This is a genomic window from Trinickia terrae, from assembly GCF_005144415.1.
GTDB classification, from domain to species: domain Bacteria; phylum Pseudomonadota; class Gammaproteobacteria; order Burkholderiales; family Burkholderiaceae; genus Trinickia_A; species Trinickia_A terrae.
In genome coordinates this window covers 1-14,296 of the sequence record NZ_SWJE01000023.1, presented here as the reverse complement: position 1 = coordinate 14,296, position 14,296 = coordinate 1, and the positions used below count along the sequence as shown (strand labels likewise).

At 60.4% G+C, this 14,296-nt stretch carries 13 protein-coding genes; 2 read left to right on the top strand and 11 right to left on the bottom strand.

What is annotated here, in order from left to right; all coding sequences use genetic code 11:
- Positions 1-65: 65 nt before the first annotated feature.
- The 3 genes from FAZ69_RS30250 to FAZ69_RS30240 are packed head-to-tail and all read right to left on the bottom strand — an operon-like array spanning position 66 to position 2,679.
- Positions 66-1,022, bottom strand: coding sequence for an ABC transporter ATP-binding protein (locus tag FAZ69_RS30250; protein WP_136898773.1), 957 nt, complete (start codon positions 1,020-1,022; stop codon positions 66-68).
- Entirely contained in the window at positions 1,019-1,987 is a 969-nt protein-coding gene (locus tag FAZ69_RS30245; protein ID WP_136898813.1) for an HlyD family secretion protein, read from the bottom strand. Before FAZ69_RS30245 ends, FAZ69_RS30250 begins: the two co-directional genes overlap by 4 nt.
- Entirely contained in the window at positions 1,987-2,679 is a 693-nt protein-coding gene (locus FAZ69_RS30240; RefSeq protein ID WP_169708814.1) for a TetR/AcrR family transcriptional regulator, read from the bottom strand. The genes FAZ69_RS30245 and FAZ69_RS30240 overlap by 1 nt, the downstream gene beginning before the upstream one ends.
- A gap of 171 nt (positions 2,680-2,850) precedes the next feature.
- On the opposite strand from FAZ69_RS30240, the gene FAZ69_RS30235 reads away from it, so the two are divergent.
- Positions 2,851-3,504, top strand: a complete 654-nt coding sequence (locus FAZ69_RS30235; RefSeq protein ID WP_136898771.1) for a DUF4410 domain-containing protein — start codon at positions 2,851-2,853, stop codon at positions 3,502-3,504.
- A gap of 42 nt (positions 3,505-3,546) precedes the next feature.
- On the opposite strand, the gene FAZ69_RS30230 is transcribed toward FAZ69_RS30235, so the two are convergent.
- The gene (locus FAZ69_RS30230; RefSeq protein WP_136898770.1) at positions 3,547-4,431 is read right to left on the bottom strand and encodes a LysR family transcriptional regulator; all 885 of its coding nucleotides are present in this window, start codon (positions 4,429-4,431) and stop codon (positions 3,547-3,549) included.
- Between the two features lie 117 nt (positions 4,432-4,548).
- Between FAZ69_RS30230 and FAZ69_RS30225 the strand changes: the two genes are divergently transcribed.
- Entirely contained in the window at positions 4,549-4,986 is a 438-nt protein-coding gene (locus FAZ69_RS30225; protein ID WP_136898769.1) for a multidrug/biocide efflux PACE transporter, read from the top strand.
- A gap of 277 nt (positions 4,987-5,263) precedes the next feature.
- On the opposite strand, the gene FAZ69_RS30220 is transcribed toward FAZ69_RS30225, so the two are convergent.
- The 7 genes from FAZ69_RS30220 to FAZ69_RS30190 form a co-directional block, all read right to left on the bottom strand.
- Positions 5,264-5,473, bottom strand: coding sequence for a hypothetical protein (locus FAZ69_RS30220; RefSeq protein ID WP_136898768.1), 210 nt, complete (start codon positions 5,471-5,473; stop codon positions 5,264-5,266).
- Between the two features lie 15 nt (positions 5,474-5,488).
- Positions 5,489-6,655: a DUF3108 domain-containing protein gene (locus FAZ69_RS30215; RefSeq protein WP_136898767.1), complete on the bottom strand. Its 1,167-nt coding sequence runs from the start codon at positions 6,653-6,655 to the stop codon at positions 5,489-5,491.
- 4 nt (positions 6,656-6,659) lie between these two features.
- A complete protein-coding gene (locus FAZ69_RS30210) occupies positions 6,660-7,829 on the bottom strand; it encodes a trypsin-like serine peptidase (RefSeq protein WP_136898766.1) in 1,170 nt (389 codons plus the stop codon).
- A gap of 755 nt (positions 7,830-8,584) precedes the next feature.
- On the bottom strand, positions 8,585-11,302 hold the full coding sequence (gene acnA, locus FAZ69_RS30205) for an aconitate hydratase AcnA (RefSeq protein ID WP_136898765.1): 2,718 nt from the start codon (positions 11,300-11,302) through the stop codon (positions 8,585-8,587).
- An 82-nt stretch (positions 11,303-11,384) separates the two neighbouring features.
- On the bottom strand, positions 11,385-12,836 hold the full coding sequence (locus tag FAZ69_RS30200; protein ID WP_136898764.1) for a bifunctional 2-methylcitrate dehydratase/aconitate hydratase: 1,452 nt from the start codon (positions 12,834-12,836) through the stop codon (positions 11,385-11,387).
- A 39-nt stretch (positions 12,837-12,875) separates the two neighbouring features.
- Positions 12,876-13,379: a hypothetical protein gene (locus tag FAZ69_RS30195; protein ID WP_136898763.1), complete on the bottom strand. Its 504-nt coding sequence runs from the start codon at positions 13,377-13,379 to the stop codon at positions 12,876-12,878.
- 105 nt (positions 13,380-13,484) lie between these two features.
- On the bottom strand, positions 13,485-14,296 hold an 812-nt coding region (locus FAZ69_RS30190), incomplete at its 5' end, for a citrate/2-methylcitrate synthase (protein WP_136898762.1).

The following is a 14,296-nucleotide window of genomic DNA, read 5'->3' as shown; positions in this document are numbered from 1 at the left end:
GACCGGAGTAAGCGCTAAAGCGCCAACTCCGGTCGACAGTGAGCGATAGTGAGCGTGGGGGCCGTTCATGCAGGTTCTCCGTAGTTGTCGGAGGTGCGGCCCATCATGTAGATGAAGACGTCCTCGAGACCGGTTTCGAGCGGCGCTGCCTTGAACGCGGCGCCGTCCGTCACGGCTCGGACGGCGGCTTCGAGTGCGCGATGATCGCGGCCGCTCACGTGCAGGGCCGAGCCGAACACGACGGTCTGGTCGACGCCGGGCATCGCCCGCAGGCGCGCCGACAGTTCCGCGAGACGGTCGCCCGAGATCGTCCACGTCGCGAGATCCTGCGATTTCACGACTTCGCTCGCCGTGCCTTGCGCCAGCAGCTCGCCGTAGGCGATATAGGCGAGCTTGTGGCAGCGCTCGGCTTCGTCCATGTAGTGCGTGCTGACGAGCACCGAAATGCCGCGCGCGGCGAGCACGTGCAGCTCTTCCCAGAAGTCGCGGCGCGCGGCGGGATCGACGCCCGCGGTGGGCTCGTCGAGCAGCAGCAGCTTCGGTTCGTGCAGCATGCACGCGGCGAGCGCGAGACGCTGCTTCCAGCCGCCCGAGAGCGCGCCCGTCAATTGCTTCGCGCGGCTCGCGAGCCCGAGCGATTCGAGCGCGCGCTCGACGGCCTCCTTGCGATCGCGCATCTGGTAGACGCGCGCGACGAAATCGAGGTTCTCGCGGATCGAGAGGTCGTCCCAGTACGAGAAGCGCTGCGTCATGTAGCCGACGCGGCGCTTGATCTGCGCGCTCTCGGCCAGGATGTCGTAGCCGAGGCAGGTGCCGCTGCCCGAGTCGGGCGTGAGCAAGCCGCACATCATGCGGATCGAGGTCGTCTTGCCGCTGCCGTTCGGCCCGAGAAAACCGAAGATCTCGCCGCGCGCGACGCGCAGCGAGACGTCCTTCACGACGTGCTTCGCGCCGAAGTGCTTGTTGAGCTTGCTCACGTCGATCGCGTATTCGGCGGCGCGCTCGCCATTCGCCGCCGTCATGGCGCCCTCACTTCGACAGGCTGGCCCGGATGCAGCCTGGGCGCGTCGGCCGTGGACGGATGCGCCTCGATCATGAACACGAGCTTCGCGCGGCTTTCGTTGCTGTAGATGACAGGCGGCGTGTATTCGGCTTCGCTCGAGATGTAGGTGATGGTTGCGGGCACGTCCGCCGCGCAGCCGTCGCAACGGATCGTGACCGAGCCGCCCGCCGCAAGCGAGCCGACGACGGTTTCGGGCACGAAGAAGCGCACCTTCACGTTCTGCGGCGGCAGCATCTGCACGACGGGATTGCCTGCCTGCACCCATTCGCCGACGCGGTACAGCGTGTCGTAGACGAGCCCCGCGCGCGGCGCGCTCACGCGCTTCTGGTCGAGCTTCCATTGAGCCTGCGCGACGGCCGCCCGGTCTGCGGCGACCTGTGCCGCCTGCGCGTCGATTTGCTGCGCACGTCCCGGCAGATTCGCAACGTCGACCTGGTTTTGCATCTCGCGCACTTGAGCGGCAGACGTCTGTGCATTGGCGCGCGAATCTTCGAGCTGCTGCTGCGAGACGCTGCCCATGCGGAACTGGGCTTCGTCGCGCGTCAACTGCAGAGCGGCCTTGTGGGCGTTGGCGATCGCTTGCACGAGCTGTGCTTTCGTCACGCCGACTTCGGGAGGACGTTTGCCGGTCTGCAAGTCGGCGAGCTGCGCCTGGGCCGCGGCCAGCTGATGCTGCGCCTGCTGGAGCGCGGCGGTTTCGTCGACGGATTCGAGCGTGAAAACAGGCGTGTTCCCGGCAACGGTTTGCCCGCGCCGCACGAACAATTGCGCGAGCGTGCCCGATTGCGATGACGACAGGTAGACGAATTCGCCTTCTACATACCCTTGATACGTCGCATGCGTATCGGCACGCTGTCCGCATCCGGCGAGCGCGCAGCACACGGCGAGGGCAACGCCGAAGACTGCAGCACGGCGGGCGCGCATCATGGCTTTCTCCGCGCCGCGCTCGCTTGAGGCAGAGCTTGAGGCGACTGCATCCCGCAGCTCAGCAGTGCGCCGACATGCCGGCGCAGCACGTCGCGGTCGAACTGCGGCAGCCCGCGCGCGCTTTGCCAGATCCTCGACGTCGCGAGCGGCAGCATGACGAGCGCAAGGATCGAATGAAAGAGGTACACGGGCTCGATCCCCGGATTGACCGTGCCCGCCTGCTGCGCCTCCTGAACGCGCGCAGCGAACCGCTTCAGATGGTCGACCGGAATGCGCTCGAGCATCCGTTCGCGCAAGAGGCCCCCTTCGTTGACGATCTCCCGCATCCAGAGCGGCGGCAGCCACGGCATGCGCGCGGTGACGTCGAAGAGCCGCTCGACGAGCTCGTTGGCGAAAGCGAACGGATCGCTGCCGATCTCGCGGTCGACGGGACGCCAGACGAATTCGACGACGCGCGCAAGCCGTTCGTCGACGACGGCATCGAGCAGCTGCTCGCGGTTCGTGAAGTAGTAGTGGACCATCGCCGACGTGACGCCGGCCGCGCCTGCGATCTGCGCGACCGTGGTGGCGGCGATGCCGCGCTCGGCGAACAGGCGCGTCGCCGTGTCGAGCAGGGCGTCGCGCATGTCGAAATCCTCCGCCGACGGGCGGCGCCCGCGAGGCTTCGCGACGGGGAGTTGGGGCTTCATTGAAAAAAGGCTAATTGACGAGTTAGTTAGATTCAAGGAAGGGTTTTGCCGGAGAAAACGGCGTGCGGAGCGAGCTGGACCGGTTGTGCCGGTGTGTTCGCCAGCGCGTTGACGCACCACTTGCACGGTCGTAAGCTGGCCCCCGTTCCGGACTTGAAAAGCGAGGCGGACGTGAAAAAGCTGAGTCAGGCGTTTTTTGCGGTGCTCATCGCGTTGTTCTCCATCCTGTTCGTGCGCGCGCAGCAGCCAGGCGCGAGCGGTGCAGCTACTGCGCCGGTCATGTACGTGAAGGACTTCCAGGCCGTCCAGGAGAGCAGCGGTTCGGGACGCTTGATATCCCGTCTGCGAGAAAAGTCGCACGAGAGGTCGGCAGGCCAGAACGCCGGCGCGCTGGCGAAGGCGCTCGTCGAGCAGCTGAAAAGCGCGGGCATCGACGCGCACTATCTCGCGCCCGGAGAGCCCCTGCCGATGCCGGCGTCGGGGTGGCTGATCGGCGGCATGTTCTATTCGCGCGATTCGGGCGGACGCATTCAGTCGCTGTTGTCCGGATCGAGCAGCAGCACGCCCAACACGGAAGTCTCGGTGACGATCGCCGACGTGGCCGGGGATCCTGACGTGCCGTTTGCCGTTGTCGGCGCGGAGGATGCGATCAAGGGGCAGGGCACGGTGGCGAGCTGGAACCCTTACATCGTCGCGGCGAAGTTCGTCTTCAAGAAGGTCGAGGGGACGAGCGCTGTCGATTCGCTCGCGAAAGACATTGCCACTCGGATCGTGGGCAATATGGCCGAGCTGCAGCAGAAGGATGCCGCGGCGCACCCTCATTGATATCTTCGCGGGCTTGCTGAGCGGCCGCCAGCGTGCGGCCGTTCATCCCGCCAGCATCGTCTCCAGCAGCCACGCGCCGGCCCGGCCGAGCGGGCGTTTGCGCGACCACACGGCATCGACCGGCACGCGCCGCGGCCAGCCGCGTGCGCGTACCTCCTGCAGCCGGTCGCCGGCGAACAGATCCACGAGCCAGCGCGGCAGCTCCGCCCAGCCGAAGCCGAGCACGGCCATTTCCATCAGCATCAGATAGCTCGGCGCCGACCAGCGGCGCGGGCTGCCGATGCGGCGCGCGTCGGTGCGCGCGCCATCCGGGTCCACCACCGTGTTCAGGCGCAGCTCGCGCGCCTCGCGCAGCGCGGCATGCGGCACGACCGCGTCGCCATGGCTGGCGAGCGGATGGCTCCTGCCGACGAAGAGGCCGATTTCCGAGAGCTCGTCGATCGTCGCCGCGCCGATATCGGGCGGATATTCGGGCTGAGCCGCCACCAGCCCGATCTGCGCCCGGCCTTGCTGGATCAGGTCGACCACGTCCGCATGCTCGGCGATCAGACATTCGAGCTCGAGGTCGGGATAGCGCGCTTCGAGCGCGGCGAGCGTCTGCTCGTAGCGGTCGGACTGGTAGGTGTCGGAGACGACCAGCGTGAGCCTGGCCTCCTGGCCGCCCGCCATCTGCGCGGCGAGACGGTCCATCTGCTCGCCTGCTTCGAGCACGCGGCGCACCTGCGCGAGCATGGCGCGGCCGGCGTCGGTCAGCGTGGGCTGGCGCGTGCTGCGGTCGAACAGCGTGAGGCCGAGGTCGATCTCCAGATTGCCGATGGCTTCGCTGATCGTCGACTGCCGCTTGCCGAGCTTGCGCGCGGCAGCCGAGAACGAGCCGAGCGCGGCGGCTTCGGCAAAGGCGAGCAAGGCTTCGGGCGAGTGGCGCATGAGGGCTCCACGATGTGAGTAGCGTTCAATGTATCGGAAAATCCGATCGAATCAAACTCGATGATTCCGGTTTTTCCGATGAAAATGGCGGCGCTTTCACGTTTTCCGGAGCAGTCAATGCAAGTGCCGCAAAAGAAACCCGTCGAGCGCGTGTTCCATGCGCTCGCCTTCGAAATCGTCGCCACCGTCATCTGTGCGCCTGTGCTCAGCTGGCTGATGGGCACGTCGCTCGCCCATATGGGCGCATTGACCCTCGTGTTCGCGGCGGTGGCGATGACGTGGAACATGGTCTTCAACGCGATCTTCGAGCGCATCGAGCGCCGCTATGGGCTGTCGCGCACGTTGCTTGTGCGCGCCGGTCATGCCCTGCTGTTCGAGGGCGGGCTGGTGGTGATGCTGGTGCCGCTCGCGGCAGCGTGGCTGGGCGTGAGTCTGTGGGAAGCGCTGATGCTCGACATCGGCCTTATGCTGTTCTTCTTGCCGTATACGTTCTGCTTCAACCTTGCGTACGACCATCTGCGGGCGCGGCGGGTGGCTCGTAGGGTGATGGCCTGATGCGCGGTTCCGAGGGGCGCTAGTGACGATGGTTGCCCGGCCTACCAGTCGCTCCGTTCGCCCGGGAGGGCGGCATGCTGGGTGGACAGCCTCCCAGCATGAAACCCTACATTGAGTACCGCATAATTCGAACCAACACAATATAAATCAACAGGTTAAAAGACATGGTTGCGAGCACTGAACCCTACATAAAACCGAACAGTTCGCCATGACGGGCTGAAACTTACCCATCGCGCCCTCGCGTAAAGCAAAGGGCTTAAGCCGGACTGCTAACCCGTCACGAATCACCATCTCCGCCCCCTTCTCTGCGAAAATAATACCCAACAATCACGCCTAAAATCCCGCTTCCGTATTGCGAGATGGATTTTATGGCATCAAGCGAACCGTCTTTTTGTACAACGCCAAATGCATAGCTTAGCCATATGACGACTATCGATCCAAAATACCCGGCAATCAAAAGCAACGCAATCTTGTTTTTGAATGGCATAATAAACCTCACTCGCTAACGGCCGCCAAGTAATTTTCCCCCGGATGCCTTAATAATGGAATTAATAGACTGCAATACCGGTTCAATTTTGTTGCGAATGTCGTCTGTTCGCTCGATCTGAGTCCAGTCTGAATTATCTGGGGATTCCTCAATTGAACAGCCGACCAACACCCAAAACACGTCTGGCTTGAATAAATCTTTGGTTATCAGGGCTGATATTTTTGTTCTTTCAATCCATTTTTTTAGCAACATTGAGCGCCCTTCGGATAATTTCCATCCGGATTCGATGTATGCGCCAGCCGCGTGTGCGGGATTGGCGTCATATCCTACTCGGGATAGCGCCTTAATTATTAATTCATCAAAATTCCCTCCGTTATAACCGTATGATATGGCGTCTCGCCGAAATGCGTCGATTGCATCTTCGCCGGCTGACTCATTCCCCTTCTTACTAACTGCGAGAGATTGAAAGGTCTCTTTGTTTAGGCAAAATGTCTTTCCTGATAATTGCATCGAGCATATGTTCAGTGAATCTTTCTGATGAGTGCCTTCTTTATCTTCGGCGGGCCGTCTTGTGATCCTGTCAACTATTCGAATATAATGGCCTGGAAATGGACCATTTACGATCTCATCCATTTTTACAATGAGGCCGGTTGCAGGATCCCACCAGTTCATTGCTTCTTCGGAAAAATTGCTTGCGGCATAAAAAATATTTGATCTTACTTTTATTGTATTGAATTTTCCGGCTGGAGTTGAGATTGTCTCGCGGCCTATCACATCGAATTTGTATGAATTGTGTATGATATTTCCCTTCCAATTTTGTTTTTCGGTGAAGGCCACGGTTTTGAAATTGGAGAGGGGCCAGAGGGTGGCAATTTTATTTTTTACTTCCGAACTGATATCAGTTTCAAAAATGAAAATTCCTACCTCAGTGTAGTCTTCCGAGTCGCTCCTCCCATGGACAACCATGCCATCCGCTGAGATTATCGTGGACCAACCTGAATCACAGGGCGTCTCGTCTGCGGGGCTCAGGGTGATGCAAGTTTCACGGTATCGCGTTCCAACAATTGGCCCTCGATACTCCACTTGAAAGGGTTTTGATTCTATTGACTCATCAGCACAGGATGCCTGTGTTAAGAATAAACCCAGGCCCAAAAAAAGCAGTGTGGAAAAGTATCGGCTCATTTGATCATCCGCAGACTTGTGATATTTCAATTTTTGCATTCGACCGGGTAAGCAGCAGCGAACAACTACCCGAATCATCTCCATCATCCACATTCACCTTCCCACTAATATTGATGACAGATCCTGTGGGGGATTTTGCAGTTCCACTAACTTCATATCTGCGAACCCCGTTTATTGATGTTATGGCAACGGGACACGCCATGCTCAAATCATCCGCAATTCGACCTGAGTACGCGCATATCAGTCTTTTATTGCGCCTGACGTAAAATTTCATATAATAATTCTTGAGGTCGGAAATTTCGACCCTGGCTGGAGCATTAGACACCCTCTGAAGAACGCTGCTGTATGCGACTATCGTCGAGATCGGTATGGCTGATCTTTGGCTAACCTTATCGTCCGCTTGGGAAATTACTCCAATATTTCCTGGCCCCCCATGGTGTAGCGCAATGACTGATCCGGTATGCTCATCGAATATCGGTGAACCTGAATTTCCTGCGGTTGTTTGGCAAAGATGCTTTAGGTCATAATCAGGATTATCCTGTTCTGGCGCAACTGTGCATTGAGCGACGGAAAATTGTTGGGGCTGGCCTAACGGGTGGCCTATAACAATGAGATCTTCGCCAGGTTCAATATTTACAGGCTCAATATTAACCAAGCCAAATTTCTCCTCTGGATGATCTTGCACATCCAGAATTGCGTAATCCAATTTCTCGTCAACCTCACTTGGATTTACATTTACGTTATACAATTTTCCTGGCAAGTTCGAGCCCAGATAGCCTAGTCTAAATTTGATCGACGATATGGATTTTATTTCATTGCTCTGGACACAATGTCGGTTGGTCAGCAATTTTCCGCTTGCAACGAGGAAGCCAGTGCATACATTCACGCAAGTCAATCCGCTTTTATCTGTCGCAAGCACTTCCAGTCGTCCGATGGGCTCGCCGTAGCGCCGCAATCGACTTTCTGGAAGCCTCCCTAAACTCGGTTCAAAATTTTTTCTTACTGAATTTTCAATGGACTCAATGTATTGAACTTCATCGGATGATAGCGAGCCTTTTGATGGTTTTAATGTCACGCTTCCCCATTGATTTGCGCCATAAATGCACTCCGCGTAGCACGGACTAACATCAAGCGCTAGCAGAAGTAAAATGCAGGCCGTAATTTCGAACTTCATTTTATCCCCCTCTTCGTGTCACCCCATTAAATAAACTGCATATATGATTAAAGCGCTGGATTTTCAGTCGGCGAAATAATCTTGCGCAATTGGATCATGGCATTGCGGTCATTCAGCTGACTCGGCACATGATCTCAAAACATTTTTATAAAAATTCGGAGAATGGCTAATGCGTTAATGCTCGTTGTGCAATGACAGCTAGCCAACGTGGTTGAAGCTGAGTGTTGACCGATTGTATCGTAGCGACTCTGCTTGCGCATCTATAGCGCATTCCGGTCCCGTATCGCTAGGATGTCGAAATCGCGAGATGAAACCTTCGACAGAACAAGTCACGAATTACATTCGTAGCGCGAGTGTGCGGACCATAAGAAGGCGAGTGACCAGTCAGTCAACCTCCGCGCCGACCTGATGCGCGAGTTCAGCGCCAACGCTCGCCACAACGACCTGTTTCGCGAGGACAGGTTGCACAGCAAAAACGACTGAGATGTTCAGAAGACAAGCCGAACGCATTTCGAAACCACGCCAGTTAGCGGCAATCTCGGTTGCGATTAACCCTGATTTCGAATGCTGGATGCATTGCCCACAATTTAGCCGCTCGTGCCGAATGTCTCAAACTAGTCGAACCTTGATGTCTTTGCTAGTTTCCCCTGGCAATCCGCGATGAACCAAAAAAAAGCCCGGCATTAAGCCGGGCCTCATAAATTGCCGCATCCCTGACGGGGGGATGCGGCACCTGCAAAGGAGCAGACTTCCGCTTACGCCGCGAGCAGCGAGCGCAGCACGAACGGCAGGATCCCGCCGTGCTTGTAGTAGTCGACTTCGATCGGCGTATCGATACGCAGCAGCACTTGCACGCGTTGCGACTTGCCGTCCTTGCGGTTGATGACGAGCGTCACTTCCTGTTGCGGCTTGAAGTCGTCGCCCAGGCCTTCGATGTCGAACGTCTCGTCGCCGGTGATGCCGAGCGACTGGATGCTGTCCGCGCCCTTGAACTGCAGCGGCAGCACGCCCATGCCTACGAGGTTCGAGCGGTGGATGCGCTCGAAGCTGCGCGCCACCACGGCCTTCACGCCGAGCAGTTGCGTGCCCTTCGCGGCCCAGTCGCGCGACGAGCCCGTGCCGTACTCTTCGCCCGCGAACACGACGGTCTGCGTACCCGCATCGATGTACTTCATCGCGGCGTCGTAGATCGACAGCTGTTCGCCGCTCGGCTGATGAATCGTCAGGCCGCCTTCGACGCGCGTGCCGTCCGCCTTCGCCGGGATCATCAGGTTCTTGATCCGCACGTTCGCGAAGGTGCCGCGCATCATCACGTCGTGGTTGCCGCGGCGCGAGCCGTAGCTGTTGAAGTCGGCCTTCTGCACGCCATTTTCCTTCAGCCAGCGGCCTGCGGGCGAGTCTTCCTTGATCGAGCCTGCCGGGCTGATGTGGTCGGTCGTCACGGAGTCGCCGAAGATGCCGAGCGCGCGCGCGCCCTTGACCGTCGGGATCGAGTCAGCCGGCTGCATCGAGAAGTGCTCGCCGAAGAACGGCGGCTCGGCGATGTAGGTCGACTTCGGCCAGTCGTAGACCTGGCCTTCCTCGCCCTCGATCTTGCTCCACAGGTCGCCCTTCTTCGTGAGCTGCGCGTAGTTCTTCTGGAACGCGTCGGCGTCGAGCGCGAACTTGAGCAGCGCGTTGACTTCTTCGCTCGTCGGCCAAATGTCGCCGAGGTAGATGTCCTTGCCGCCCTTGCCCTGGCCGACCGGCTCGGTCATCAGGTCGCGCGTGATGTTGCCGGCGATTGCGTAGGCCACGACGAGCGGCGGCGACGCCAGGAAATTCGCGCGGATGTTAGGGTGAATGCGCGCTTCGAAGTTGCGGTTGCCCGACAGCACCGCGGCCGCGACGATGTCGTTCTTCGTGATCGCTTCGTTGAGCTCGGGCGTGAGGTCGCCTGCGTTGCCGATACAGGTCGTGCAGCCGTAAGCGGCGAGTTCGAAGCCGAGCTTCGACAGGTACGGCAGCAGGCCCGTCTTAGTCAGGTACTCGGTGACGATGCGCGATCCCGGGGCGAGCGACGTCTTGATGTGCGGCGCAACCGTCAGACCCGCTTCGACGGCCTTCTTCGCCAGCAGGCCGGCAGCGAGCAGCACGCTCGGGTTCGAGGTGTTCGTGCACGACGTGATCGCGGCGATCAGCACGTCGCCGTTGTGCACCTTCACATCGTTCGAGGTCGTGTACTCGGCGCCGAGGTCTTCGGCCTTCTTCGCAAAGCCGTTTTCGCCGACCGGCTTCGAGAACAGCTCGGTGAAGTTCGACTTCACGTTGCCGATTTCGATACGGTCTTGCGGGCGCTTCGGGCCCGCGAGCGACGGCGCAACGGTGCCGAGGTCGAGCGTGAGGGTCTTCGTGTAGTCGATCTGGCCGGCCTTCGGAATGCCGAACAGGCCTTGCGCCTTGAAGTAGTTTTCGAAGGCGGCGATTTCGGCCTTGGTGCGGCCCGTGCCCTTGAAGTAGTCGATGGTTTTTTCGTCGACCGGGAAGAAGCCCATCGTCGCGCCGTATTCCGGCGCCATGTTGCCGATCGTCGCGCGGTCCGGCAGCGTCAGCGACTCTGTGCCAACGCCAAAGAACTCGACGAACTTGCCGACCACCTTCTCCTTGCGCAGCAGCTCGGTGATGGTCAGCACGAGGTCGGTCGCCGTCACGCCTTCGCGCAGCTTGCCCTTGAGCTCGACGCCCACCACGTCCGGCGTCAGGAAGTACACCGGCTGGCCGAGCATGCCGGCTTCCGCTTCGATGCCGCCCACGCCCCAGCCGACCACGCCGATGCCGTTGATCATCGTCGTGTGGCTGTCGGTGCCGACGAGCGTGTCCGGGTAATACACCGTATCGTCGCCGTCAGCCTTCTTGTGGACGCCGCGCGCGAGGTACTCGAGGTTCACCTGGTGGACGATGCCGACGCCCGGGGGCACGACCTTGAACGTGTCGAACGCCTGCATGCCCCACTTCATGAACTGGTAGCGCTCGTTGTTGCGCTGGAATTCCAGCTTCATGTTCAGGTCGAGCGCGTCCTTCTGGCGGAAGTAGTCGATCTGCACCGAGTGGTCGACGACGAGGTCCACCGGCACGAGCGGCTCGATCGACTTCGGGTTCTTGCCGCTGCGCTGGGCGACGCCGCGCATCGCGGCGATGTCGGCGAGCAGGGGCACGCCCGTGAAGTCCTGCAGCACGACGCGCGACACGACGAACGGGATTTCGTCGACGCGCGAGGCGGCCGGCTTCCAGTTCGCGAGCTGCTCGATGTGCTCTTCGGAGATCTTCTTGCCGTCGAAGTTGCGCAGCACCGATTCCAGGACGATACGGATCGAGACCGGCAGGCGGTCGATCTTGACGTCAAGCGCTTTGCCGAGCTGCGGCAGCGAGTAGAACTTGCCTTTGCCGGAACCGCTGTCGAATTCCTTGAGCGTTTTGTGGAGATTGTGGGCCATGGTGGTTCCCTAGGATTGATTCGAGGAAGTGACGTTGCTACGTTTCTGAACCGAGTTTTCGCATATAAGTCACGTTTGCCACTTATATGACGTACAAATCGACGTATTCATTGACCGGCATTGCTTCGAGCTTTGCCTGGTCGAGCGATACGTCGAGAATCGCTTGACGTTGCTTCTCCGGGAAGCGCCGCGCGAGATTGGTCTTGAACTTCTCGACCAAAAGGGGAATCCCGTCGGCGCGGCGGCGCTTGTGGCCGATCGGGTATTCGACCACCACTTCCTCGAACTTCGAGCCATCGATGAACTCGATGGTCAGCGCATTGGCGATCGAGCGCTTGTCCGGGGCGTGATAATCCTTCGTGAATTGCGGGTCTTCGACGCACTCCGTCTTCGCGCGCAGCGCGTCGATGCGCGGATCGGCGGCGATCGAATCCTCGTAGTCGGCCGCGGTCAGCCGGCCGAAGATCAGCGGCACCGCGACCATGTACTGGATGCAGTGGTCGCGATCGGCCGGATTGGCGAGCGGGCCTTGCTTGTCGATGATCCGGATGGCCGCTTCGTGCGTGCGGATCGTGATCTTCCTGATTTCTTCGACGCGCTTGCCCGCTGCAGCGAGCTGGCCGTGCAGCGTCATGGCCGCCTCGGCGGCCGTCTGCGCGTGGAATTCGGCGGGAAACGAGATCTTGAACAGCACGTTTTCCATCACGTACGAGCCGTACGGGCGCTGGAACGTGAACGCGTTGCCCTTGAACAGCACGTCGTAGAAGCCCCAGGTCTTCGCGGTCAGCACCGACGGATAGCCCATCTCGCCGGTCTTCGCGATCAGCGCGAGGCGCACGGCGCGCGAGGTCGCGTCGCCCGCAGCCCACGACTTGCGCGAACCGGTGTTCGGTGCGTGGCGATAGGTGCGCAGCGCGTGCCCGTCGACGAGCGCGAGCGATACCGCGTTGATCAGTTCGTCGCGCGTGAGCCCGAGCATCTGGCCGACCACGGCCGTGGACGCGAGCTTCACGAGCAGCACGTGATCGAGCCCGAGCTTGTTGAACGAGTTCTCGAGTGCGATCACGCCTTGAATTTCGTGCGCCTTGATCATGCCGATCAAGACGTCTTTCACCGTCAGCGGCGCCTTGCCTGCTGCGATGGCGTTGCGCGACAGCCAATCGGCCGTCGCCAGGATGCCGCCCAGGTTGTCCGACGGATGGCCCCATTCGGCGGCGAGCCAGGTGTCGTTGAAGTCGAGCCAGCGGATCATCGCGCCGATATTGAACGCGGCCTGCACTGGGTCGAGCTGGAATTGCGTGCCCGGCACCTTGGCGCCGTTGGGGACGATCGTGCCCGGCACGATCGGTCCCAACAGCTTGGTGCAGGCGGGGTAGGAGAGCGCTTCGAGTCCGCATCCGAGCGTGTCGATCAGGCAATTGCGTGCCGTTTCGAGCGCGAGCGTGCTGTCGACCGAATAGCCGGCCACGTAGTCGACGATATCGACGAGCACGGTGTCCGGCGCGGGCCGGACGTTGGAGATCGGGGCGGACATCGAAGGAGGCTTCCTAGGGGGTTCCTGTTCCAGGCCCGGTTAGTTGGAGGTCTTGTCCAGGGCGTTGGACTGGGTCGGAGCCGGCGCGCCTTGCGCCATTTCCGGCGTCTTGCACTCGTCGGCGAGACGCGCGCTGTCCTTGTCCGAGAACAGCATGGCCTTCGTCGGGATCACGACGAGATCCATGCCCGATGCCGGATCGTGGAAGCGGTCGGCGCCGGTCGTGGTTGTCTCGCGCGGCAGCTTGTAGTTCTTCTCGCCCCAGTGCACGGTCACGATCTGGTCGCGCTTCATGTCACCTTGCAGCATGAAAGACAGGCCTTCGTTGCACGACCACTTCACGGAGTTGTCCGGAACCGGATCGGTTTTCGCGACCGCTGGGGTTTTGCGCTTGATCAGGCGCCGTTTCGGTTCCGGCGCCTTTGCCTTCTTCGCCTTGGTGGTCGCGGTGGCGCCGGAGGCTTGAGCGAACGCGTCAGTCGCGGCGAACAGCATGGTGGTGGAAATCGCGCCGACAACGGTGGCGATCAGCAATTTCTTCATGGAATCAAGACCTTTTCGAAAATCATCAGTTGAACGGTGGCGCGGCCGCGAAGCGGGCAGCCGCCAGGGTTGAACTGCACGCGCCCCGAAAGCGCACAGCGGACGCTATTTTCTCCTATTTAGCGCGACAAATTTAAGGTTTTCCGGGCCGGTGTAATTCGCGCTCGGCCGGATGATCTTGTTGTCGATGCGCTGCTCGATGATGTGGGCGGCCCAGCCCGAGGTGCGCGAGATCACGAAGAGCGGCGTGAACATGGCCGTCGGCACACCCATCATGTGGTACGACACCGCGCTGAACCAGTCGAGGTTCGGGAACATCTTCTTCACGTCCCACATCACCGTTTCGAGCCGCTCGGCGATGTCGAAGAGCTTCAGGTTGCCCGCTTCCTTCGAGAGCTTTTTCGCCACTTCCTTGATGACCTTGTTGCGCGGGTCCGAGATCGTGTAGACCGGGTGGCCGAAGCCGATCACCACTTCCTTGTTCTCGACGCGGCGGCGGATGTCGGCCTCGGCCTCGCCGGGGGTCTGGTAGCGGGTCTGGATCTCGAACGCGGCCTCGTTCGCGCCGCCGTGCTTCGGGCCGCGCAGCGCGCCGATCGCGCCGGTGATCGCCGAGTAGAGGTCCGAGCCCGTGCCCGCGATCACGCGGCCGGTGAAGGTCGAGGCGTTGAACTCGTGCTCCGCGTACAGGATCAGCGAGGTGTGCATCGCGTCGACCCACGCCTTCGAGGGTTCCTTGCCGTGCAGCAGGTGCAGGAAATGGCCGCCGATCGAGTCGTCGTCGGTTTCCACCTCGATGCGCCGGCCGTTGTGCGAGTAGTGGTACCAGTAGAGCAGCATCGAGCCGAACGAGGCCATCAGGCGGTCGGCGATGTCGCGCGCGCCGGCGAGGCTGTGGTCGTCCTTCTCGGGCAGCA

Excerpts from the sequence above, each read along its gene's own strand:
- FAZ69_RS30215 (WP_136898767.1), bottom strand. The coding sequence starts at position 6,655 with ATGAGCCGATACTTTTCCACACTGCTTTTTTTGGGCCTGGGTTTATTC.
- FAZ69_RS30230 (WP_136898770.1), bottom strand. The coding sequence starts at position 4,431 with ATGCGCCACTCGCCCGAAGCCTTGCTCGCCTTTGCCGAAGCCGCCGCG.
- FAZ69_RS30240 (WP_169708814.1), bottom strand. The coding sequence starts at position 2,679 with ATGAAGCCCCAACTCCCCGTCGCGAAGCCTCGCGGGCGCCGCCCGTCG.
- FAZ69_RS30250 (WP_136898773.1), bottom strand. The coding sequence starts at position 1,022 with ATGACGGCGGCGAATGGCGAGCGCGCCGCCGAATACGCGATCGACGTG.
- FAZ69_RS30225 (WP_136898769.1), top strand. The coding sequence starts at position 4,549 with ATGCAAGTGCCGCAAAAGAAACCCGTCGAGCGCGTGTTCCATGCGCTC.
- FAZ69_RS30210 (WP_136898766.1), bottom strand. The coding sequence starts at position 7,829 with ATGAAGTTCGAAATTACGGCCTGCATTTTACTTCTGCTAGCGCTTGAT.
- FAZ69_RS30200 (WP_136898764.1), bottom strand. The coding sequence starts at position 12,836 with ATGTCCGCCCCGATCTCCAACGTCCGGCCCGCGCCGGACACCGTGCTC.
- acnA (WP_136898765.1), bottom strand. The coding sequence starts at position 11,302 with ATGGCCCACAATCTCCACAAAACGCTCAAGGAATTCGACAGCGGTTCC.
- FAZ69_RS30220 (WP_136898768.1), bottom strand. The coding sequence starts at position 5,473 with ATGCCATTCAAAAACAAGATTGCGTTGCTTTTGATTGCCGGGTATTTT.
- FAZ69_RS30195 (WP_136898763.1), bottom strand. The coding sequence starts at position 13,379 with ATGAAGAAATTGCTGATCGCCACCGTTGTCGGCGCGATTTCCACCACC.
- FAZ69_RS30245 (WP_136898813.1), bottom strand. The coding sequence starts at position 1,987 with ATGCGCGCCCGCCGTGCTGCAGTCTTCGGCGTTGCCCTCGCCGTGTGC.